The sequence below is a fragment of the Amycolatopsis sp. A133 genome (assembly GCF_031082405.1).
Taxonomy (GTDB): Bacteria; Actinomycetota; Actinomycetes; order Mycobacteriales; family Pseudonocardiaceae; genus Amycolatopsis.
Window position 1 is genome coordinate 132,538 of sequence record NZ_JAVHJU010000008.1, and the last position, 17,935, is coordinate 150,472.

13 protein-coding genes are annotated in these 17,935 nt (G+C 70.0%); 4 read left to right on the forward strand and 9 right to left on the reverse strand.

Annotated features, from left to right (window positions below):
- Positions 1-3 precede the first annotated feature (3 nt).
- A complete protein-coding gene (locus tag Q5425_RS11160; RefSeq protein WP_308672083.1) occupies positions 4-516 on the reverse strand; it encodes a hypothetical protein in 513 nt (170 codons plus the stop codon).
- Complete coding sequence (locus Q5425_RS11165) at positions 507-6,761, reverse strand: PA14 domain-containing protein (protein WP_308672084.1); 6,255 nt, start codon at positions 6,759-6,761, stop codon at positions 507-509. Before Q5425_RS11165 ends, Q5425_RS11160 begins: the two co-directional genes overlap by 10 nt.
- 400 nt (positions 6,762-7,161) lie before the next feature.
- Here Q5425_RS11165 and Q5425_RS11170 point away from each other — a divergent pair, with 400 nt between their 5' ends.
- The gene (locus Q5425_RS11170; RefSeq protein WP_308672085.1) at positions 7,162-8,823 is read left to right on the forward strand and encodes a DUF2079 domain-containing protein; all 1,662 of its coding nucleotides are present in this window, start codon (positions 7,162-7,164) and stop codon (positions 8,821-8,823) included.
- A gap of 8 nt (positions 8,824-8,831) precedes the next feature.
- On the opposite strand, the gene Q5425_RS11175 is transcribed toward Q5425_RS11170, so the two are convergent.
- Together Q5425_RS11175 and rlmN are read right to left on the reverse strand one after the other, a co-directional pair.
- On the reverse strand, positions 8,832-9,098 hold the full coding sequence (locus tag Q5425_RS11175) for a hypothetical protein (protein ID WP_308672086.1): 267 nt from the start codon (positions 9,096-9,098) through the stop codon (positions 8,832-8,834).
- 33 nt (positions 9,099-9,131) lie between these two features.
- Positions 9,132-10,238 carry a 23S rRNA (adenine(2503)-C(2))-methyltransferase RlmN gene (gene rlmN / locus Q5425_RS11180; RefSeq protein ID WP_308672087.1) on the reverse strand — a complete coding sequence of 369 codons (1,107 nt, stop codon included), beginning with the start codon at positions 10,236-10,238 and terminating at the stop codon, positions 9,132-9,134.
- Positions 10,239-10,404: 166 nt separating this feature from the next.
- Here rlmN and Q5425_RS11185 point away from each other — a divergent pair, with 166 nt between their 5' ends.
- On the forward strand, positions 10,405-10,986 hold the full coding sequence (locus tag Q5425_RS11185; protein WP_308672088.1) for a hypothetical protein: 582 nt from the start codon (positions 10,405-10,407) through the stop codon (positions 10,984-10,986).
- Here the strand turns inward: Q5425_RS11185 and Q5425_RS11190 are convergent.
- A complete protein-coding gene (locus Q5425_RS11190) occupies positions 10,983-13,277 on the reverse strand; it encodes a transketolase-like TK C-terminal-containing protein (protein ID WP_308672089.1) in 2,295 nt (764 codons plus the stop codon). The two genes, Q5425_RS11185 and Q5425_RS11190, sit on opposite strands and share 4 nt — an antisense overlap.
- Before the next feature lie 107 nt (positions 13,278-13,384).
- Positions 13,385-13,870 carry an Lrp/AsnC family transcriptional regulator gene (locus Q5425_RS11195; RefSeq protein ID WP_308672090.1) on the reverse strand — a complete coding sequence of 162 codons (486 nt, stop codon included), beginning with the start codon at positions 13,868-13,870 and terminating at the stop codon, positions 13,385-13,387.
- Positions 13,871-13,974: 104 nt separating this feature from the next.
- On the opposite strand from Q5425_RS11195, the gene Q5425_RS11200 reads away from it, so the two are divergent.
- Positions 13,975-14,592, forward strand: a complete 618-nt coding sequence (locus tag Q5425_RS11200) for a PadR family transcriptional regulator (protein ID WP_308672091.1) — start codon at positions 13,975-13,977, stop codon at positions 14,590-14,592.
- On the opposite strand, the gene Q5425_RS11205 is transcribed toward Q5425_RS11200, so the two are convergent.
- Positions 14,535-15,341 (reverse strand): class I SAM-dependent methyltransferase, encoded by an 807-nt coding sequence (locus Q5425_RS11205; protein ID WP_308672092.1) that lies wholly within the window; start codon positions 15,339-15,341, stop codon positions 14,535-14,537. The genes Q5425_RS11200 and Q5425_RS11205 overlap by 58 nt on opposite strands.
- A gap of 113 nt (positions 15,342-15,454) precedes the next feature.
- Between Q5425_RS11205 and Q5425_RS11210 the strand changes: the two genes are divergently transcribed.
- On the forward strand, positions 15,455-16,300 hold the full coding sequence (locus Q5425_RS11210; protein WP_308672093.1) for a VOC family protein: 846 nt from the start codon (positions 15,455-15,457) through the stop codon (positions 16,298-16,300).
- Here Q5425_RS11210 and Q5425_RS11215 read toward each other — a convergent pair.
- Together Q5425_RS11215 and frr are read right to left on the reverse strand one after the other, a co-directional pair.
- A complete protein-coding gene (locus Q5425_RS11215) occupies positions 16,297-17,340 on the reverse strand; it encodes a phosphatidate cytidylyltransferase (RefSeq protein ID WP_308672094.1) in 1,044 nt (347 codons plus the stop codon). The genes Q5425_RS11210 and Q5425_RS11215 overlap by 4 nt on opposite strands.
- Entirely contained in the window at positions 17,340-17,897 is a 558-nt protein-coding gene (frr, locus tag Q5425_RS11220; protein ID WP_020644474.1) for a ribosome recycling factor, read from the reverse strand. The genes Q5425_RS11215 and frr overlap by 1 nt, the downstream gene beginning before the upstream one ends.
- Positions 17,898-17,935 lie beyond the last annotated feature (38 nt).

Here is a 17,935-nt window from a genome sequence, read left to right on the forward strand (position 1 = left end):
TGCCTATCTTCCGTACCACCAAGGCACGTCCGACTCGCCGAAGAGCATCACGAACGTGGACACCGGGAACCGACCGTCCGGCGGGTGGAAGTCCACGGTCGCCTCGACCTCTTCGGCGCTGAGCAAGGTCAGCCCGGCATCCCGGAGCAGCTCGATGATCCGCTTCTCCTCCGCCGGCCTGTCCTCACCGAAACCGGTGACCACGTCAGCGCGCGCCAATTCGCGACCGGCATCGCTGTACGTCAGCAACGAGTACGGCCCCACCGCCGACAGCCACAGCGACCATGCCGACCGACTCCGACGGTGCGGCTGCAGGGTATACAAAACACTGACGTCCAGCGGGTCAGTCCAGTCCTCGACGTGGAGGAACAACCTGAATCCGTCCAGGAGCGGCTTCCACCGGTTGTCCCTCAACGCGTCGGAGAAGAACCCGTAGTACGGGCTTTGGAGATCTCCATAGGCACGGCGGGCATGCTCGAGGAACTCCTCCGACCGGTCTCCCTTCCCTAATGCCATGGCGAACCGTGCATTCCCTTCTGGGGATGCGTGCTGACACGCACGCTCCACTGCCGCTTACCGTTCGAGTGCCGACCGACAGGATACGGCAGCCGAAGTTTCCGGATATGCGGTTGAGTTTTACTGGGCTTGCCGAATGCCGCGCCGAGCCTGGTGTGGAAGTTCGCCCACTTCCGGCCGTGGAAGAAGGCCGAAACCTCCTTCTTCCCCGTCTTGAGATGGTTGATGTAGTTGGCCGTGCCCTTGATGTGGCCGGCTTGCTTGACGTGGTCGATCTTGCCGCTGAAGCGTTTGACCGCCTTGATCGCCTTGGAGATCTTGCCGCCGACTCCGCCGGTCACCGCGCCGAAGGCCGAGGACGCAGCGGCCGCCCAGTTGCCCTGGACCGCATACCCGACTGCGGCGATCCCGCTGGCGATGGCGCCGATCGGGCCGGGAACCCACGAAACGATCTCGGCGATGGGCGTGATGACCCGCGCCACGGCCTGCACGCCGCTCCACAGCGATCCCCAGAAGCCGTTGCCGTCGAGGTCGTTGGCGTTGATGGGGTCGCCGAGGACGTAGTCGTAGTCGTTGGCGGAGCCGCCCTCGACGGGGTCGACCGAGAGGAACCGGCCCAGCAGCGGGCTGTAGGGCCGGGCCCCCATCTGCACGAGCGACAGTCCGCCGGCGTGCTCGTAGGCGCGCTGGTGTTCGCCGAGCCACCCGTAGTCCATCGAGCCTGGCGAGTTGTCGGGCACGTTCTGCGCGTCGACCGCGCCGTCCACCTTGAGCGGCTGACCGTAGGGATCGAACGTCCGCAGCTCCCCGGCCTGGTGGCCGTCCGCGTCCGTGGACAGAACGAGGTCTCCGCGGACCGACGGGTGGTCGAACGACGGGGTGAACGCCCCGTCCGAGCCGGCCTTGCTCGTGTAGAGCACCCCACCGGGCAACGACAGCGACAGCGACGTGAGCCTGCCGTTGCCGTTGAGCGTCAGGTCGGGACTGTCCCCGTCGGCGGTGAAGCCGTACCGCACGACCGTGTTGTTGTCGCAGTCGAGCGGATCCCGGCGCACGATGCGGTTGGTGGCGTCGCGGGTGTACGTGACGTCGGCGTCGAGTGCCTTGTCCGGTCCGGTGGTCCGGACACCGATGTTGCGGTCCGAACCGTCCCACCGCAGGGTGGTGGTGCTGCCGTCCGCGGCTTTCCAGCCGGTCGTGTTGCCGTCGGCGTCGTAGGTGACGCCGGACAACGCGGTGGCGCCTTCGGTGCTCAGCAGCCGGTCCGCGGCGTCGTAGCAGTACCGCGTCTCGGCGGTGCCGGACGCCGTCTGGTCCAGCAGCCGCATCCGGTTGGTGTTGAGACCGGCGTTGGCCTGGGTACCGGCCGGGCAGGTCGCGGCGGCCGCCGAGGTGTAGTCGTAGGTGTAGTGGTGACCGGTGACGTAGGCCTCGGTCAGCCTGCCGATCGCGTCGTAGACGTAGTTCGGGGCCGCCGGCCTGGCGTCCACACCCCCCAGCGACTCGTCGACGATGGTGCCCGCCGAGGTGCGGCCGACCTGCGAGACGATGTCCTTGCCGTCACTGGTCTTCCACCCCAGCGACAGCACCTTCGCCCCGTTGTCCTTCGCGATGGACGCCAGCGACGTCCCGTTCCCGTAGACCACGGACGAAAGCTCACCGGCGTTGTCGTAGTTCACCGTCGCCAGCGTGGTGTCGCCCAGTTTCTGGGTGCGCACCCGCCCGGCGTCGTCGTAGGTGAACGAAACCGTCCGCGGCGGGTCCGCCGGATCGGGCGGGGTGACCGTCGAGGTGGTGGCCCGGCCGGCCTGGTCGTAACCGGTCGTCGTGCGCACGCCGTTGACGTCGGTGTAGGAGCTGATCCGCCCGGCGAGGTCGACGGTGGTGGTGACCGTGCCCTTGTCGTCGGAGATCGAGCTCGTCAGCGGGTCGCCGCCCACGGCGTAGTTGTGCGTCACCGTGCGCGCCGGGGCGTCCTTGCTCGCCGGCACCTTCTCCTCCAGCGGCCGGTCCCGCGCGTCGAAGGTGGTGCAGGTCCATTCTCCGCCCGTGGCCTCGGCGACCACGTGCCCGGAGGCGTCGATCACCAGCTCGTCGACCCGGGCCGGGCCGGACGCGGGCGCCGGGGACGTGGTGAGCTTCGCCATGCTGCCCTGGTTGACCGCCGGGCTCCCGGCGACACAGGGGTTGGCTCGGGTCTCGGTGTCCCCGTAGTAGGTGTAGGTGGTCTTGGCTCCGGTGGCCATGGTCTTGGCGGTCTTGCGGAGGTAGCCGGTGCCGGGAGTTTCGTAGGACACCGAACCGCTGATCTTCAGGCCGGCCGGGTCTGCCAGCCCCGAAGTACCGAGACCGTAGACGGGATCGAGCACGTTGTCGCCGAAGGAAGTGCTCGCGGTCTTGTCGGCAACCCCGCCGGACTCCGACGCCGTCGTCGAGGTCTTCAAGCCGTACCGGGGCTTCAACGCCGTTCCGGGAACGAGTTCCTCGGCCTTGCCCGGGGCGACCCAGGTCAGGTCGAGCTTGGCGTAACCACCGTTGTCGTAGTAGTCGATGCGGATCCTCTTGGCCTGTCCCGCAGCGTCACTGTGGACGGTGGCTTCCCGCACCGTGGGGTTGCTCACCTGCCAGTAGTCCATGACGAGCTGGTCGTCGATCCACATGCGGATGCCGTCGTCGACGTTGGCCCGCAGCTTGTAGTCCCCCGCGGCGGGGAAGACCAGGTCACCGGTGAGCCGCAGCGAGAAGGAGTCCGAACTGATCCCGGGGACGACGTCGTTGCTGTACTCCCACGAGCTCTTGATCGTGCCGTCCGCCGGGCCGATGCCGGTCCGCTGGACCTTCGGCACGCCGGAGAGCGTCATGTTGTCGTAGTACGCGGCGACCAGGCCGTTGATGCCTTCGTCGTAGGAATTGTGGCCGTGCGCCATGCCGCCGGGACAGCTCGCGGCCGGCAGCTGACCGGAAAAGCAGGACGCGGGAGCGGGGCCGTAGGAATCCACCGGCCGGTCGGCGTAGTCGTACACGGTCGTCGACTTGCGTCCGGCCGCGTCGGTGGTCGACAGCGGCAGGTCGCGGGCGCCCCATTCCTGCGACGAAGTCCGGCCCGCGCTGTCGGTCGTGGACGTGGCCCGGTCGGCGCCGTCGTAGGTGACCTTGTCGGCGAACCCGGTCGCCGGGCTCAAGCCCGCGATGTCGGTGAACGTCTGGCGGTTCGCCGGGTCGTACCGGTAGCCCGTTTCGGAGCGGGTCCGGCCGGGCGCCGGCGCCGGCTCGACGACCTTGGTGGCTTTCGGTTTGCCCGAACTGCTGTCGTAGGTGATCTCGGACTTGACGTCGGTCGCACCCGAACGCGCCGCGGGGTCGGCGGCGATCCAGTCGTTGACCATCGCCGAACGCTGCGAGGTCAAGAGACCGGCGGAGTCGTAGCCGTAGTCGGTGACCTCCGAGCCCGGGTCCTCGATGCGGCTGAGCCGGCCGCCGGTGTACCAGAGCCGGGTCTCGCTGCCGTCCCAGTAGCTGATCCGGCACAGCATCTGCGCGGGTGCGAGCGCGTCGGCACTTGGCGGGGGCGTGGCTCCGCCGTAGCAGTCGTCGCCCGCCCGGTTGTAGTGCAGCACGTGGGCGCGGCCGCTGACCGGGTCCTTGATCTGCGCCAGCCGGGACGGCGTCCCGTTGTAGATGTTCTGCAAGGAAGCGGGCTTGCGCGAATCGACGGCCAAGGCCTGGGTCTCGAGCTTGCCGTCTGCGCCGAAGGTGAAGATGTCACCACCGCCTTGCAGGGTCACCTTGCCGGCGGAGTCCACGGCCAGTACGCCGTCCTCGCCGTCGGGCGCGGTGTAGCCGCCCACGCTCTTCTTCGTCCAGGTGTGCTTCGCGCCGGTGGCGTCGGTCAGCACGATCGTCTGGTCGGTGACCTTGGCCTCGGTGTAGCTGGAGCCGTCGCCATCGAGATCGGCGGAGAGCGTCCAGCCCAGCGGGAGCGTCGGCAGATCCGCGGTGTAGAGCCACGCCGGGGGGACGATCTGCGAGGGCACGGTGGTGCCGTCCGTGGTCCGGACGAACAGTTTCATCTTCGCTGCGCCGGTGGCTTCGGCGTTCTCCACCTTGATCGGCACACGCTGCCCGGCGGTCAGCGCGACGCCGGTCGCCTGGGTCCAGTTCAGGTCACTGGCGTTGTTGACCTCGTAGACCTTGGCGCCGTTGATCCACACGGTGCCGCCGTCGTCATGCACCCCGGCGAACTGGTAGGTCCCGGCGACCGGGGCCTGGAAGAACCCCTCCCAGCGCACGACGAACCAGTCCGCGGGCAACGCCGGCGCAAACGGCGAGTCCGTGCCCCAGTCGACGTTGACCTGCGGCTCGGTCCGGGTCAGCACCGGCTGCTGCGCGTCGTTGATGATCCCGTTGTGCGACAGGTCGGCGAAGTAGGACGCCTTGAGGCCCTTGCTTTCGACCTGCTGCGAGTTGTAGGTGAAGCTCAGCCCCGCATTGCCGCCGACCGTCGCGAACGACGGAGCGGCCTCCCCCGTGGTGACGTTGCCGTTGGCCAGGTTCACCATAACGGGACCGGCGTCGTCGGTCGGGGACGGGCCGTGGTCACCGATCCGCTGGTCGATCTTGAAGTGGCCGATCCACGTCGGGGTGATCGTGGTCGTGCCGCTGTAGGTCATCGCCTGCCAGGTGTAAGCGACGCCGTCCTGCAGGATTCCCGCCGGGACCGTCCACGTCGGCGTCGTCAGGCAGCCGGACTCGACCACCACGCCGGACTTCGCGTCCGCGCCGGTCGCGATGCGGAAGCAGTACTTGACCTGCTCCCCGTCGGGGTCGGTGACCGGCTTGACCGACAGCGTCGGGGTCAGCGACGTCGACACCGTGCCGTCCACCGGAGCCACCAGCGTGGCGGCCGGGGCCGGGGAACCGGTGTCGACGGTCAGAGTGGCGTTGAGGTTCTTGTACGTCCAGGTGCCGGCGTTCTCCGCGCCGATCATCATGAAGAAGACCGAGCCGTCGCGGGCGTTGACGCGGTCGCGGATGAAGCCGGTCATGCCTTCGCCGACGAAGCTGCCGACGTCACCGACCAGGGCGCTGGTCATGTAGCCGCCGACGCCGTTGAAGTTGAACGCCGACGCGTGGTAGAGGTTCGCGTTCCACGTCTTCAGCGAGCCGACGACACTGGTGTTGCGGGTCAGGTCCATTCGGGCGCCGACGACGGTCTTGCCGAACAGCGGCGAGTAGTCCATGTGGAAGACGCTGCGGTTGTAGGTGTCGCCGTTGGCCTGGCTGTTGCCGATCCGCAGACCGCAGGCGTCGCAATTGGTGCCGTCGGAGCGGTAGGAGTGCGACTCGGTGACGCCGTAGGTGAAGGTCGGGTCGACGGACACCGGGTACACGCGCTTGGGGTCACGCAGCCAGTTCGGGTCGACCGCGACGGTCAGCCACCAGTCCGCGCCGGCCTTCTCCAGGGTGTACGTGCCGCCGGTCATCGCCGGCGCGGTCTCGCCGTTGCCCGCGGAGTCCCAGGTCTCGATCGGCGGCAGCACGATCTTCGCCGCGCCGCTCTTGTCGGCCAGGGTGACCGAGCCGTTCTTCTCCAGCTTCGGCATCAGATCGCCGGTGGTGAGCTTGAACTTCCACGACGAACGCCCATCGGCCGGCGGCCGCTTGAGCTTGATCGTCTCCTTGACCGCGCCCGGGGTGACCTCATAGTCCAGGTCCGTGCCCGCGGCGACCTCGGGGTAGGTGACTGAGTCGCCCTTGATTGCCGCCGTCGTCGGCGCGGCCAGGTCGAGGGCCAGGCCGGCGGTGTGGCCGCCGGACTCGACCTGCAGCACGGCTGCGTCGTTCGCCTTGGTGGCCAGCGACGGGCTCAGCGGGTGGTTGTCCGCGTCGGCGCGCTTGGTCACCGGGTCGGTCTCCAACGTGGTCCGGACCGGCTGCCAGTTCCCGGCGGCGTCCTGCACGTTCAGCGGCTGGTTCGACTGCCGCACCGAATGCGTGCCATCGACGTTGACGTACTCGGTGGTGAACATCGACCGCGACACCGGCGTCGACCGCTGCGGGTCGAAGTGCGTTCCCGCGCCGCCGTCCAACCGGCTCTGAGCGGCGAAATCCGCCTTCGACGGCGCCTGCGGCGCGACGGGAGCAGGCGCGGCCGACGGCAGCAGACCGACGTCGCGCGGATCGACCGGCTTCGGCGCGGCCGGCGGAGCCGCGAGGGCTTCGGCGCTGCCGACAACGAGGGTCATCGTCAGAGCGAGCACAACCGCTCTGATCCAGCGGACCAGATGGACAGGGCGCGACAACCGCAGCACGGCCAGTTCCTCCCCCGGCGGCCCGGCATCGCCATGACCGCCCCCAATGGCCCGCGGAGCACGACTGCCGCCGCGGGATGGTGCGAACGCTCCACGCACGTCGTGCCCGGTTCGTCCGGGGTCGGGAATTCTCCTCCCTCGCCCGTACCCTGCATCGACGGAACCTCACACGGTCGTTACACCATCGAGTGAGATGAAGCACACAGTTGCCGGCCGACCACGGATCGGCTAAATGCCTGGTCACCGCCCTCAATGGGCGAAGGCCGACCGGCTACGATCGGCTGCCGGTCCCGCCGTCGCCGGACCCTCGTACCGCCCTTTCGGCAGGAGACTCATGGCCCAGCCTGCGCTCGACGCCCCGGACGTCACCGCACCGATCCCGCGCACGACCGCGAAGGTCCGCCGCGACGGCACGCCTCGGCCCGGCGTCGCCGCGCTGTGGGCGTTCGCCGCCGTTCCGGTGGCGTTGGCGCTCCTGGCCGCGGTGCGGGCACCGAAGATGCACGTGCTGCTCGACTACTGGCACGTCTTCGCCAAGATCACCGACGACAGCGGCGGCCTCCTGCTCGGGCAGGTCTTCACCTACCACCTCGACCAGCCGTTCGTCGTGCCATCACTGCTCTTCTACGCCGACGCCGCCTGGTTTGGCGGGGACAACCGCGTCCTGACCGTCCTGACGGTCGCCCTGCTCGCGGTCGCGGTGTTCGCGCTGCGGACGATGCTGCCGCGGCACCTGAACCCGACGACGCGGGCGGCACTGACCGCGGCGATGTCCTGGCTGCTGTTCAGCTCCCACGCCACCGAACTGTGGCTGCAGAGCACGAACGGCATCAGCTGGGTCCCCGCGGTCACGTTCTGCACGATCGCGATCGCCTGCGCTCACCACGGTCGCCCGGCCGGCGCGTACGCAGCCGCCGCGCTGGGCTGCCTGAGCTTCGGTGCCGCGTTGCCGATCTGGTTCGTGATCGCCGGCATCGCCTGGCTCCGCAAGGAACCGCGGCTTCGCGTCATGATCCCCGCAGCGGCCGGGCTCGTCATCCTCATCGCCTGGTGGCTGACCAAACCCGCCGGAACGCAGTCGGGAGCGACGGACGCCTTCGACCCGGATGGACGGCTTTCCGTCGTCTCCGCAGCGGTCGGCGGACTGTGGTCGGTGGACATCGCCGTCCTCGCGGTGATCGCCGGCGGCCTCACCATCGCCCTGCTCGCCCTGCTGCTGCGCCGCACCGTCATCGAGCGGCCGGCGACGACCGACGCGGGATGGGCCGGTTTGGCCTGCTACGCGGTCGCCTTGGCGTTGATGCTCGCACTCGGCCGGACGACGACGAACGTCCCCGGCGGCAACGTCGGACTGATCAGCCGGTACGTCCTGGTCGCCGCGCTGGCCACCACCGCGGCACTCGTCCTGGCCACTTTGCACCGTCCACAGTGGTCGAAACGGTACCTCGTCGTGGCGGTCGTGGCGCTGTCCCTGGTCACCCACGCCATCGGTGGCGGGAAGGCCGACGAAGTCCGCCGCAGCTACGCGCCGCTCGGCCTGTCCGCGATCGCCCTGCGTGTCGACGCCCCCTCCGCGCTTGATGCCCTGCACATCCAGCGGGCCGCCGGCCCGGCGGCGCGAGCGTTGGGGGCCTACCCCTTCGACAACAGCTTCACGCTCGGCTGTCACGGCCCCGAACTCGGCAGCCACCTCGACCTGACGACCGCACAACCGGCGTCAGCCACCGCAACCGGAACACTCGACACTCCCGCCACCGACGCCGGCGGCATCATCACCGGCTGGGCCGTCGTCAACGGCACCCGGCCGGACTGCATCCTCATCACCGACCAGACCGGGACGGTCACCGGCGGCGGCATCACGGGTCTGCCACTCACCGCCGGGCAGGCCACAAAGGCCGCACCCGGCGCGACGGCGTGGGAGGCAACGGCCGGCCCGGCCAACGGGCCACTCACCGTGCTCGCCGTCCAGGGTGGACGCCTCTACCGGCTCAACTGAGCCACGGGTCAGCGGTCAAGCCACGGAGCGAGCAGCTTCTCCAGATCAGCGTCCGACAGCGCCCGCGGCCCGCCGTGGAACTCATGCCACCGCGAAGCATCGCACGCCGCCGTGTACTCGACCTCGAACGCCCGCATCAGCACGTACATGAACGTCACCGAACTGAACCGCTCACCCAGCAACGTCCGCGCCTCACGGGCGACGTCCGTCGCACCGCGGAAGTCCGCGAGCTTCAACGATTCCGCAGCGGGGTCCAACAGGCTGGGCGCATACATCACAACAGAATCTCCATAACCGAAACGAACAACTCAGCCTTCGGCGGCGAGCTGACCACAAGCCGCGGCGATCTCCTGGCCCCGGGTGTCCCGCACCGTACACGCCACCCCACCGGCGTTCACCAGCCGCACGAACTCCCGCTCCACCGGCTTCGGCGACGCGTCCCACTTCGAACCCGGCGTCGGGTTCAACGGGATCACGTTCACGTGCACCAACTGACCCAGGTGCTTGCGCAGCCGCTTCGCCAGCAGCTCGGCCCGCCACGGCTGGTCGTTGATGTCCCGGATCAACGCGTACTCGATCGAGACTCGCCGACCGGAGGTGTCGGCGTAGTACCGGGCCGCGGAGAGCACCTCGTCCACCGACCACCGCTCGTTCACCGGCACCAGCGTGTCCCGCAACTCGTCATCCGGCGTGTGCAACGACACCGCCAGCCGCACCTGCATCTTCTCGTCCGCCAGCTTCCGGATCGCCGGCGCCAAACCCACCGTCGACACCGTCACCGAACGCTGACCGATCCCCAGACCGCCCGGCGCAGGATCCGTGATCCGCCGGACCGCGGCCACCACGCGCTTGTAATTGGCGAGGGGCTCGCCCATCCCCATGAAGACGATGTTCGACAGCCGGCCGGGACCACCCGGCATCGTGCCGTCGCGCATGACCGCCGCCGCGGAACGGACCTGGTCCACGATCTCCGCCGTCGACAGGTTGCGGTCCAGGCCGCCCTGACCCGTCGCGCAGAACGGGCACGCCATTCCGCAGCCCGCCTGGCTCGAGATGCACAGCGTCGCGCGGTCCGGGTAGCGCATCAGGACGCTCTCCAGCAGCGTGCCGTCGTGCGCGCGCCACAGCGTCTTGCGCGTCGCGCCGTTGTCGGCCTCCAGGGCTCGGACCTCGGTCAGCAGCGTCGGCATCAACGACTCGACGAGCCGGGAGCGCGAAGCCGCCGGGATGTCCGTCATCTCGGCCGGGTCCACCGTCAGGCGGGAGAAGTAGTGGTTCGACAGCTGCTTCGCGCGGAAGGGCTTCTCCCCCAGCTCGGCCACGGCGGCCGCGCGCTCGGACACCGAAAGGTCGGCGAGGTGGCGCGGCGGCAGGCCGCGCTTGGGCGCGTCGAAGACAAGGGGGAGGGCAGTCATAACTTGACCAGTGTCCCACGCGCCCACCGGCACCGCCCGGGCCACCCTGACCAGGTGTACCCCAGGTCACGGGCCGCCCCCGGTCTCGGGGGCCGCGTCACCCGGAGGGATGATCGACGGCGTTCACCGGACGGGGGTCCGGGCGGCCGACGAAAGAGGTGAGCTCGTGTCCTTCCGGCACCTTGTCCTGGCTGTGGCGGTCGCCTTGGGCGCCGCCGCCTGCAGCACGCCGGCCGAGGAGCCGCCTCCCCGTCCGAGCCCGATGAACGGGCCGCAGGCGACCGTGGGCTCCCTGCGCCTGCCGCTGCCGGCGGGCGCGACCTACACCGAGCGCAGCCAGGACGGCCTGCTGGACGGCTGCGTCGCCGAAGGCACCGTCCTCTGCGAAGCGCGCCTCCTCGACCTGCGCAAGGCGGAGCCCGGCGCGCCGATCAACCTGCCGAGCACCAAGCGGCCCTTCGGCTGGTACACCGGCACGGACCTGCCGACCTGCATCACCCCCGCGTCGCCGCCCGGGAAGGCCGCGCAGGCCACCGGCAGCACCCTCCTCGACTCCGGGTTCGCGCCGATCGGGCCCAAGAACGCCGAGTACGGCCGCTGGAAGGTCACCTGCGAGAACTCGGCGCAGAACAACCAGGTCCGCATGTGGTGGCTGCCGACGAGCCGGATCCTCGTCGTCCAGTACGGGTCCTTCCCCGGCTGGGACGCCAAGATGGACACCATGCTCGCCGGCGCCACCTTCGGCTAGGCCACCACGTCCAGCGCGGCGCGGATGATCGCGTCGGTGTTGATGCCGTGGTGGCGGTAGACGTCCTCCAGCGAGCCCGACTGGCCGAAGCCCGTGACACCCAGCGCGACCGACGGCACCCGGTTCACCCCGGCGAGGAACGCCAGCGTGTGCGGGTGGCCGTCGAGCACCGTGACCAGCGGCTTCGCCCGCGAAGCCGGGAAGACCTGGTCGAGGATCCACGACTCCGCGCTCCCCCGGCCGGATCGGGCCTGAAGGGCCTCGAACAGCAGGCCGGGGCTGGTCACGCAGACGACGTCGGCCTCGACGCCGACCTGGGCCAGGCGCTCGGCCGCCGCCAGCGTGTCCGGCACCAGGGCGCCCATGGCGGCCAGCGTGACGGCGGGCGCCGCGGCCCGCCGCAGCAGGTACGCGCCCGCCACGACCTGGCGGCGACGGCGTTCACGGGCGGCCGGGTCGGTGGGCACCGCGGCGAGCGTCTGGTCGACCGGGCGGGTCGAGAGCCGGAAGTACGACGACGTCCCGCCCGGCTTGCCGAGCCGGCCGAGCGCGGCCAGCAGCGTCCACTCGGTGTCGATCGCGAACGCCGGTTCGTAACTGACGCAGCCGGGCTGCTCGATGCCGATCGACGGCGTGGTGATCGACTGGTGCGCGCCGCCTTCCGGGGCGAGCGTGACACCCGACGGCGTGCCGATCAGGATCGACTGGCCGCCAGCGTAGATGCCGAACGACCACGGCTCCAGTGCGCGCTCGACGAACGGGTCGTACATGACGCCGATGGGCAGCAGCGGCTCGCCCCACCGGCTCCAGGTCGCTCCCAGCTCCCCCAGCAACCCCACCAGGTTCGTCTCCGCGATGCCGAGCTCGACGTGCTGGCCGGTGGGCTTCTCCCGCCAGTGCATGATCGTCTCGGGGTCGTCTTCGAACCAGTCGCGGCGCTCGGTCGCCGACCAGACGCCGACCTTGTTGACCCAGCCACCGAGGTTGGTCGTCGAGCTGACGTCGGGGCTGACCGTCACGACCCGCTTCGCTGCTTCGGGCGCTTCGCGCGTCAGGTCGAGCAGAACGCGTCCCAGGGCCGCCTGCGTCGTCGCGGTCCCGGACGGCGTACGTCCGATGTCGACGGGCAGTTCCAGCGAAGGCGCCGAAGGAACATCCGGACGGCGAAGGCGCGAAGCCACTTCGGAACACAACGCCGCTTCGGGCGAACCCTCAGCGAAGCGCTCCCACGGCGAAGCGAGGTCCGTGCCCAGAGACGAAGCCAGCTCTTCCATCTGCGCCGCGGTCAGCAGCGACGAGTGGTTCTGCGGGTGCCCCTGCGTCGGCAGGCCCCGGCCCTTGACGGTGTAGCAGAAGATGACCGTCGGCCGCTCGTCCGAAATGGACGCAAAAACCTCGTCGAGCGAGCCGAGGTCGTGCCCGCCGAGGTTGCGGATCGCGGCCAGCAGCGTCTCGTCGTCCAGCGACGCGACCAGCTTGGAGAGGGCCGTGTTCCCCGCGGGCAGCCGGTCGCGCACCTGCTCGGCGTCGCAGCGCAGCAGCCGCTGGTACTCGGGGTTCGGCATCGCGTCGATGCGGGCACGCAGCTCGGCGCCGCCGGGCCGGGTGAACAGCTCTTCCAGCAGCCGCCCGTACTTCAGCGTCAGCACCTGCCAGCCGGCGGCGTCGAACATGCCCTGCAGCCGACCGGCGGCGATGTTCGGGACGACGCGGTCGAGGGACTGGCGGTTGAGGTCCACGATCCAGACGATCTCGCCCAGCTCGGCGACGGCCGGGTCGAGGATGGCCTCCCAGATGGCGCCTTCGTCCAGCTCGGCGTCACCGACCAGCGAGTACTGGCGGCCGGTCCCGGCGGCCGAGCCCCGGGTGGTCAGGTAGCGGCGGGCCAGCGCGCCCCAGATCGGGGCCGTCGCGCCGATGCCGACCGAGCCGGTCGAGTAGTCGATCGCGTCGGGGTCCTTCGCGCGGCTCGGGTAGCTCTGTAGGCCGCCGAACTCGCGCAGCGTCGGCAGGTAGGCCTCGTCGAGCTCGCCGAGCAGGTAGTTGATCGCGTGGAGCACCGGCGACGCGTGCGGCTTCACCGAGACGCGGTCCTCGGGGCGCAGGTGCCGGAACCACAGCGACGTCATGATCGAGACCAGCGACGCGCACGACGCCTGGTGCCCGCCGACCTTGAGCCCGGACGGGTTCGGCCGGACGCGGTTGGCCTGGTGCACGATCGCGGTGGCGAGCCACAGCACCCGCTGCTCGATCGCGGTGAGCGCCGGGGCGGTCACGGGGGCATGGGTCATCGTCGACACCTTTCGTGCAGGAAGCGCCCACCAGGACAGCACCGGTGGACGCATCGCACAACCGATGCTGTCGAAAGTGCGCATAATGCGCAGCGGATCCCGGGAGCTCAGGTCTCCGGCTGCGCAGAATGCACGCGCTCCAGCAGGGGCGCCAACCGGTACGGGACGAGTTCGCGCATGACGAGGGAGATGTTCGTCCGCTCCACCCCGGGCGAGGCCAGGATGTGCCCGGCGATCCGGTAGAGGTCGTCGGCGTCGACGGCGACCACCTGCACCATCAGGTCACTCGCGCCGGTCAGCCCGCACACTTCGGTCACCTCGGGGATCGCGGCGAGGGCCGCGCCGATCTCGGCGAGGCGGCGCTGGTCGACCTGCGCGTTGACGAACGCCCGCAGCGGGTAGCCCAGCCGCGCCGGATCGATGCGGCGCTCGAACGACCTGAGGACGCCGCGCTGCTCGAGCCGCGCGAGCCGGGCCTGGACCGTGTTGCGGGACAGGCCCAGCCGCTCGGCCAGCGCGACCGCCGTGGCCCGGGAGTCCTCCTCCAGCGCCTGCAGCAGGCGCGCGTCGATCTCGTCGATGGTTTCCGGCACGCACCGATCTTCCCAGGTGACCGGCGTCACCGAAGACCCGTTGCGATCCGACCGTTTCCGATATATCGTGAACGTGTCGCAATAGTTCGAGAAAGGAACACGACATGCGTAGGCACCAACACCCCTTCGCCCACGAACGTGGGCGCGCACCTTTCGGGCCCTTCGGTGGTTTCGGCGAGTTCCCCCCGGGTTTCGGCCCCGGTGGACGCGGTCGCGGCCACGGTCCGGGCCGGCGGGGTCACGGCGGACGGCGCAGCCGCCGCGGTGACGTCCGCGCCGCGATCCTGGCGCTGCTCGCCGAGCAGCCCCGGCACGGCTACGAGATCATCCGCGAGATCGGCGAGCGCTCCGGCGGCTTCTGGCGGCCCAGCCCCGGCTCGGTCTACCCGACGCTGCAGCTGCTGGCCGACGAAGGCCTGGTCATCAGCAAGGACGAGCACGGCAAGAAGCTGTTCGAGCTGACCGACGCCGGCCGCGCTGCCGCGGAGCAGCAGGACAGCACCCCGCCGTGGGAGCACATCGCCCAAGACGTCGACCCGACCGAGGTCGGGCTGGCCAAGGCGGGCAAGAACCTGGCCGCCGCCGTCGTGCAGATCATGCGCGCGGGCACCGAGAGCCAGCAGGCCCGTGCGGCCGAGGTGCTCAACGACGCCCGGCGCTCGCTCTACGGCATCCTCGGCGAAGACGAGGACGAGTCCGCTTCGGGTGAGGCAGCGGAGTGACCTGGCAGGACGAGGCCGGTGGGCTTGACCCGCGCGTGGACGCGGTAGCCCACCGGCAGCGTCAGGTCCTGGGTGCGATTCCCGTTACGCTGCAAGGACTCCGCGATCGCCTGTTCGGCGACCGGCTTGCTGAACTCGATCTTCAGCACCGCTTCGAGGTCCGCGGCGGTCGCGAAACGCCATTCGGTCGCGACGCGGCGGCAGCCGAACCCGGCCCGGGCGAAGAACCGTTCCACGGCGCCCGGGTCGTAGTGCGGTAGGTCGGCGCGCATCCAGCGGCCGTACGGATCGGCGGCCACGTCGAGGTCGACGATCAGCATCACCCCGCCCGGGCGCAGCACCCGTTCGGCCTCCGCCAGCCCCGGCTCGCACCCCGGCCCGAAGAAGTACGCCGTGCGCGCGTGCACGACGTCGACGCTCGCACTGCGAACCGGCAGCCGCTGGGCCCGGCCCATCCGGACGTCCACGTTCGACAGACCCTCGACGCGCTTCAGGGCGCTTCGCACCAACGGCTCGTGCGGCTCGACTCCGAGCACCGAACGCGCGTCCCGGGCGAAGCGGGGCAAGTGAAACCCGTCACCACAGCCCACGTCCAGCACGTCCCGGCCGGTCCAGTCGTACTCCTCGCGGAGCACCCGCCAGATCTCCCCGCCGCTGTCCTGCGCCCGGTTCTCCAGCTCGTAATCGGCCTGGTAGTACCAGATGTTGGGGCTCGGCACGACCTCCGTGCGCCGCGACGACCACCGCACCCCGCTGCTCCTTCCGGGTCCTCGTCGCCGGCTCGTGCTCTCCCGGTGGCGAAATCTTGGCGGAAACCTCACGGATCGCGCCTAGAATCCGGGGGGTATCGGGAGGAGCACCCATGGCATTCGGCCCGTCCAGTACCCCGTCCCCGGTCCCGGCCGGAATTCCGTGCTGGATCGAGCTGGCCTGCCGCGAGCAGGCCGTAGCGGAACGATTCTACGGTGCCCTCTTCGGCTGGGAGTACACCACTCAACGCGACCCGGCGACGTCCGACGGCCGCTACTCCATCGCGGCGCTCACCAACGTCCCCGTCGGCGGGCTCTACCGCGCGGCCCAGGGCGCGCCGCTGGGGTGGATGCCGCACATCTCCGTGCCGCACACCGCGAGCGCGGCCGAGTGGGTGGAGCACCTCGGCGGCCGGATCACCCTGGGGCCGGTGGCGATCCCCGACCGCGGCACGATCATGCACGCCCTCGACGCGTGCGGCGCGCCGGTGGTGTTCTGGGAGGTGCCGCCGAACTGGGAGTTCGTCACCGGCATCCCGAACACCTTCAGCGGCGCGGACCTCAACACCCACGACGGTGCCGCGGCGGATCACTTCTACACCAAGCTGTTCACCTACTCCAGCCACCAGATCGGCGACGGCGAGACGCTCGACTACGTCGAATGGCTCATCGAGCACGAGCCGGTGCTGTACCGGTACGTGATGGGCTCGGAGTACAGCCTGGACACCCCGCCGCACTGGCTCGTGTACTTCGACATCGACCCGGCCCGCGGCGTCGACGCGGTCGCGGGCGAGGCGCTCATGCACGGCGGCACGGTGGTGATCCAGCCGTACGACACCCCGTTCGGCCGGATGTCGATCCTCGCCGACCCCGAGGGCGCGGTCTTCGCGGTGATCGACCACTCGCGCGTGACCGAGGGCTGGGGCCGCGCGGAGGTCGACGACCCGTACGACGACTAGACCGGCACGAACGCCGAGAGCAGCAGCCAGGACACGACGGCCGAGGGCAGCAGCGAGTCGAGGCGGTCCATGATCCCGCCGTGCCCGGGCAGCAGCGTGCCCATGTCCTTGACGCCGAGGTCGCGCTTGATCAGCGATTCGACGAGGTCGCCCAGGGTCGCGGTCAGCACGATGGCGACCCCGAAGATCACGCCCTGCCAGACGTGGCCGTCGAGCAGCAGGCTGAGGGTCAGCGCCCCGGCCACGACGCCGCCGATCACCGAACCCGCGAAGCCTTCCCAGGTCTTCTTCGGGCTGATGGTGGGCGCCATGGGGTGCTTGCCGCCGAGAACGCCGGCGATGTAGCCCCCGGTGTCCGACGCGACGACCCCGATCAGGAAGGTCAGAACGCGCCCGACGCCGTCCTCCGGCGGCACGAGCATCGCGGCGAACGCGCCGAAGAGCGGCAGGTAGGCGGCGGCGAAGGTGGACGCGCTGATGTCGCGCAAGTAGCCCTTCGCACCCCCGGGCAGGCGCCACAGCAGGCAGGCGAGCACGGTGAGGACGAAGGCGGTGAGCGCGCCTTCCCGGCCGAACGGCCAGGCGAGCCAGATCATGGCCTGCCCGCCGACGAGCACCGGGATCATCGCGACCCGGATGTCGGCAACCCGGCGCAGCACCCCGGCGAATTCGAAGGTGCCGACGGCGATCGCGACCGCGATGATCCCGATGAAGAGGTACCGGACGGTGAGCAGGGAAACGATGATCGCGGCCCCGAGCAGCAGCGCGACGCCGATGGCCGCGGGCAGGTTGCGGCCCGCCTTGGAGGCCTTCTTGACCTCCGGCGCTGCCTCGCCCGCCGCGCCCAAAGCGGCGGGTCCGACCGGCGGTTCCGCCGCGGCGGTCCCGGCGGCCGACAACCGGGTCGCTTCGCCGGTTCCCGGGAACTCCGGCGTGGCCGGGGTGCCGGCGTCGCCCGGCCCCGGCGTTCCGGGGGCGGCCGCCGGTTCTTCTCCGGTGGCGTCCACCCGGTCCTCGCGTTCCTCGCTCACCTGTGCCATCAGACCTCGAGCAGCTCGGCTTCCTTGTGCTTGACCAGCTCGTCGACCTTGTGCGAGTACGTGTCGGTGAGGTTCTGCAGTTCCTTCTCCGCGCGCACGACCTCGTCTTCGCCCGCTTCGCCGTCCTTGCCGATGCGGTCGAGCTCTTCCTTGGCCTTGCGGCGGATGCTGCGGATGGTCACCCGCGCGTCCTCGCCCTTGCTCTTGGCGACCTTGACCATCTCCTTGCGCCGCTCCTCGGTGAGCTGCGGGATGACGATCCGGATCACGTTGCCGTCGTTGCTCGGGTTGACCCCGAGGTCGGACTCGCGGATGGCCTTCTCGATCGCGACGAGCTGGGTCTGGTCGTACGGCTTGATCAGCGCCATCCGCGCCTCCGGCACGTTCACGCTGGCCAGCTGGTTCAGCGGGGTCGGCGCGCCGTAGTACTCGACCACGATGCGCGAGAACATCGACGGGGTGGCCCGGCCGGTGCGCACCGACGTCAGATCATCCTTGGCGACGGACACCGCTTTTTCCATCTTCTCCTCGGCGTCGAGGAGGGTCTCGTCGATCACGGCTACTCCCGTTGTTGTGATGGGTGACGCTTGCTGAT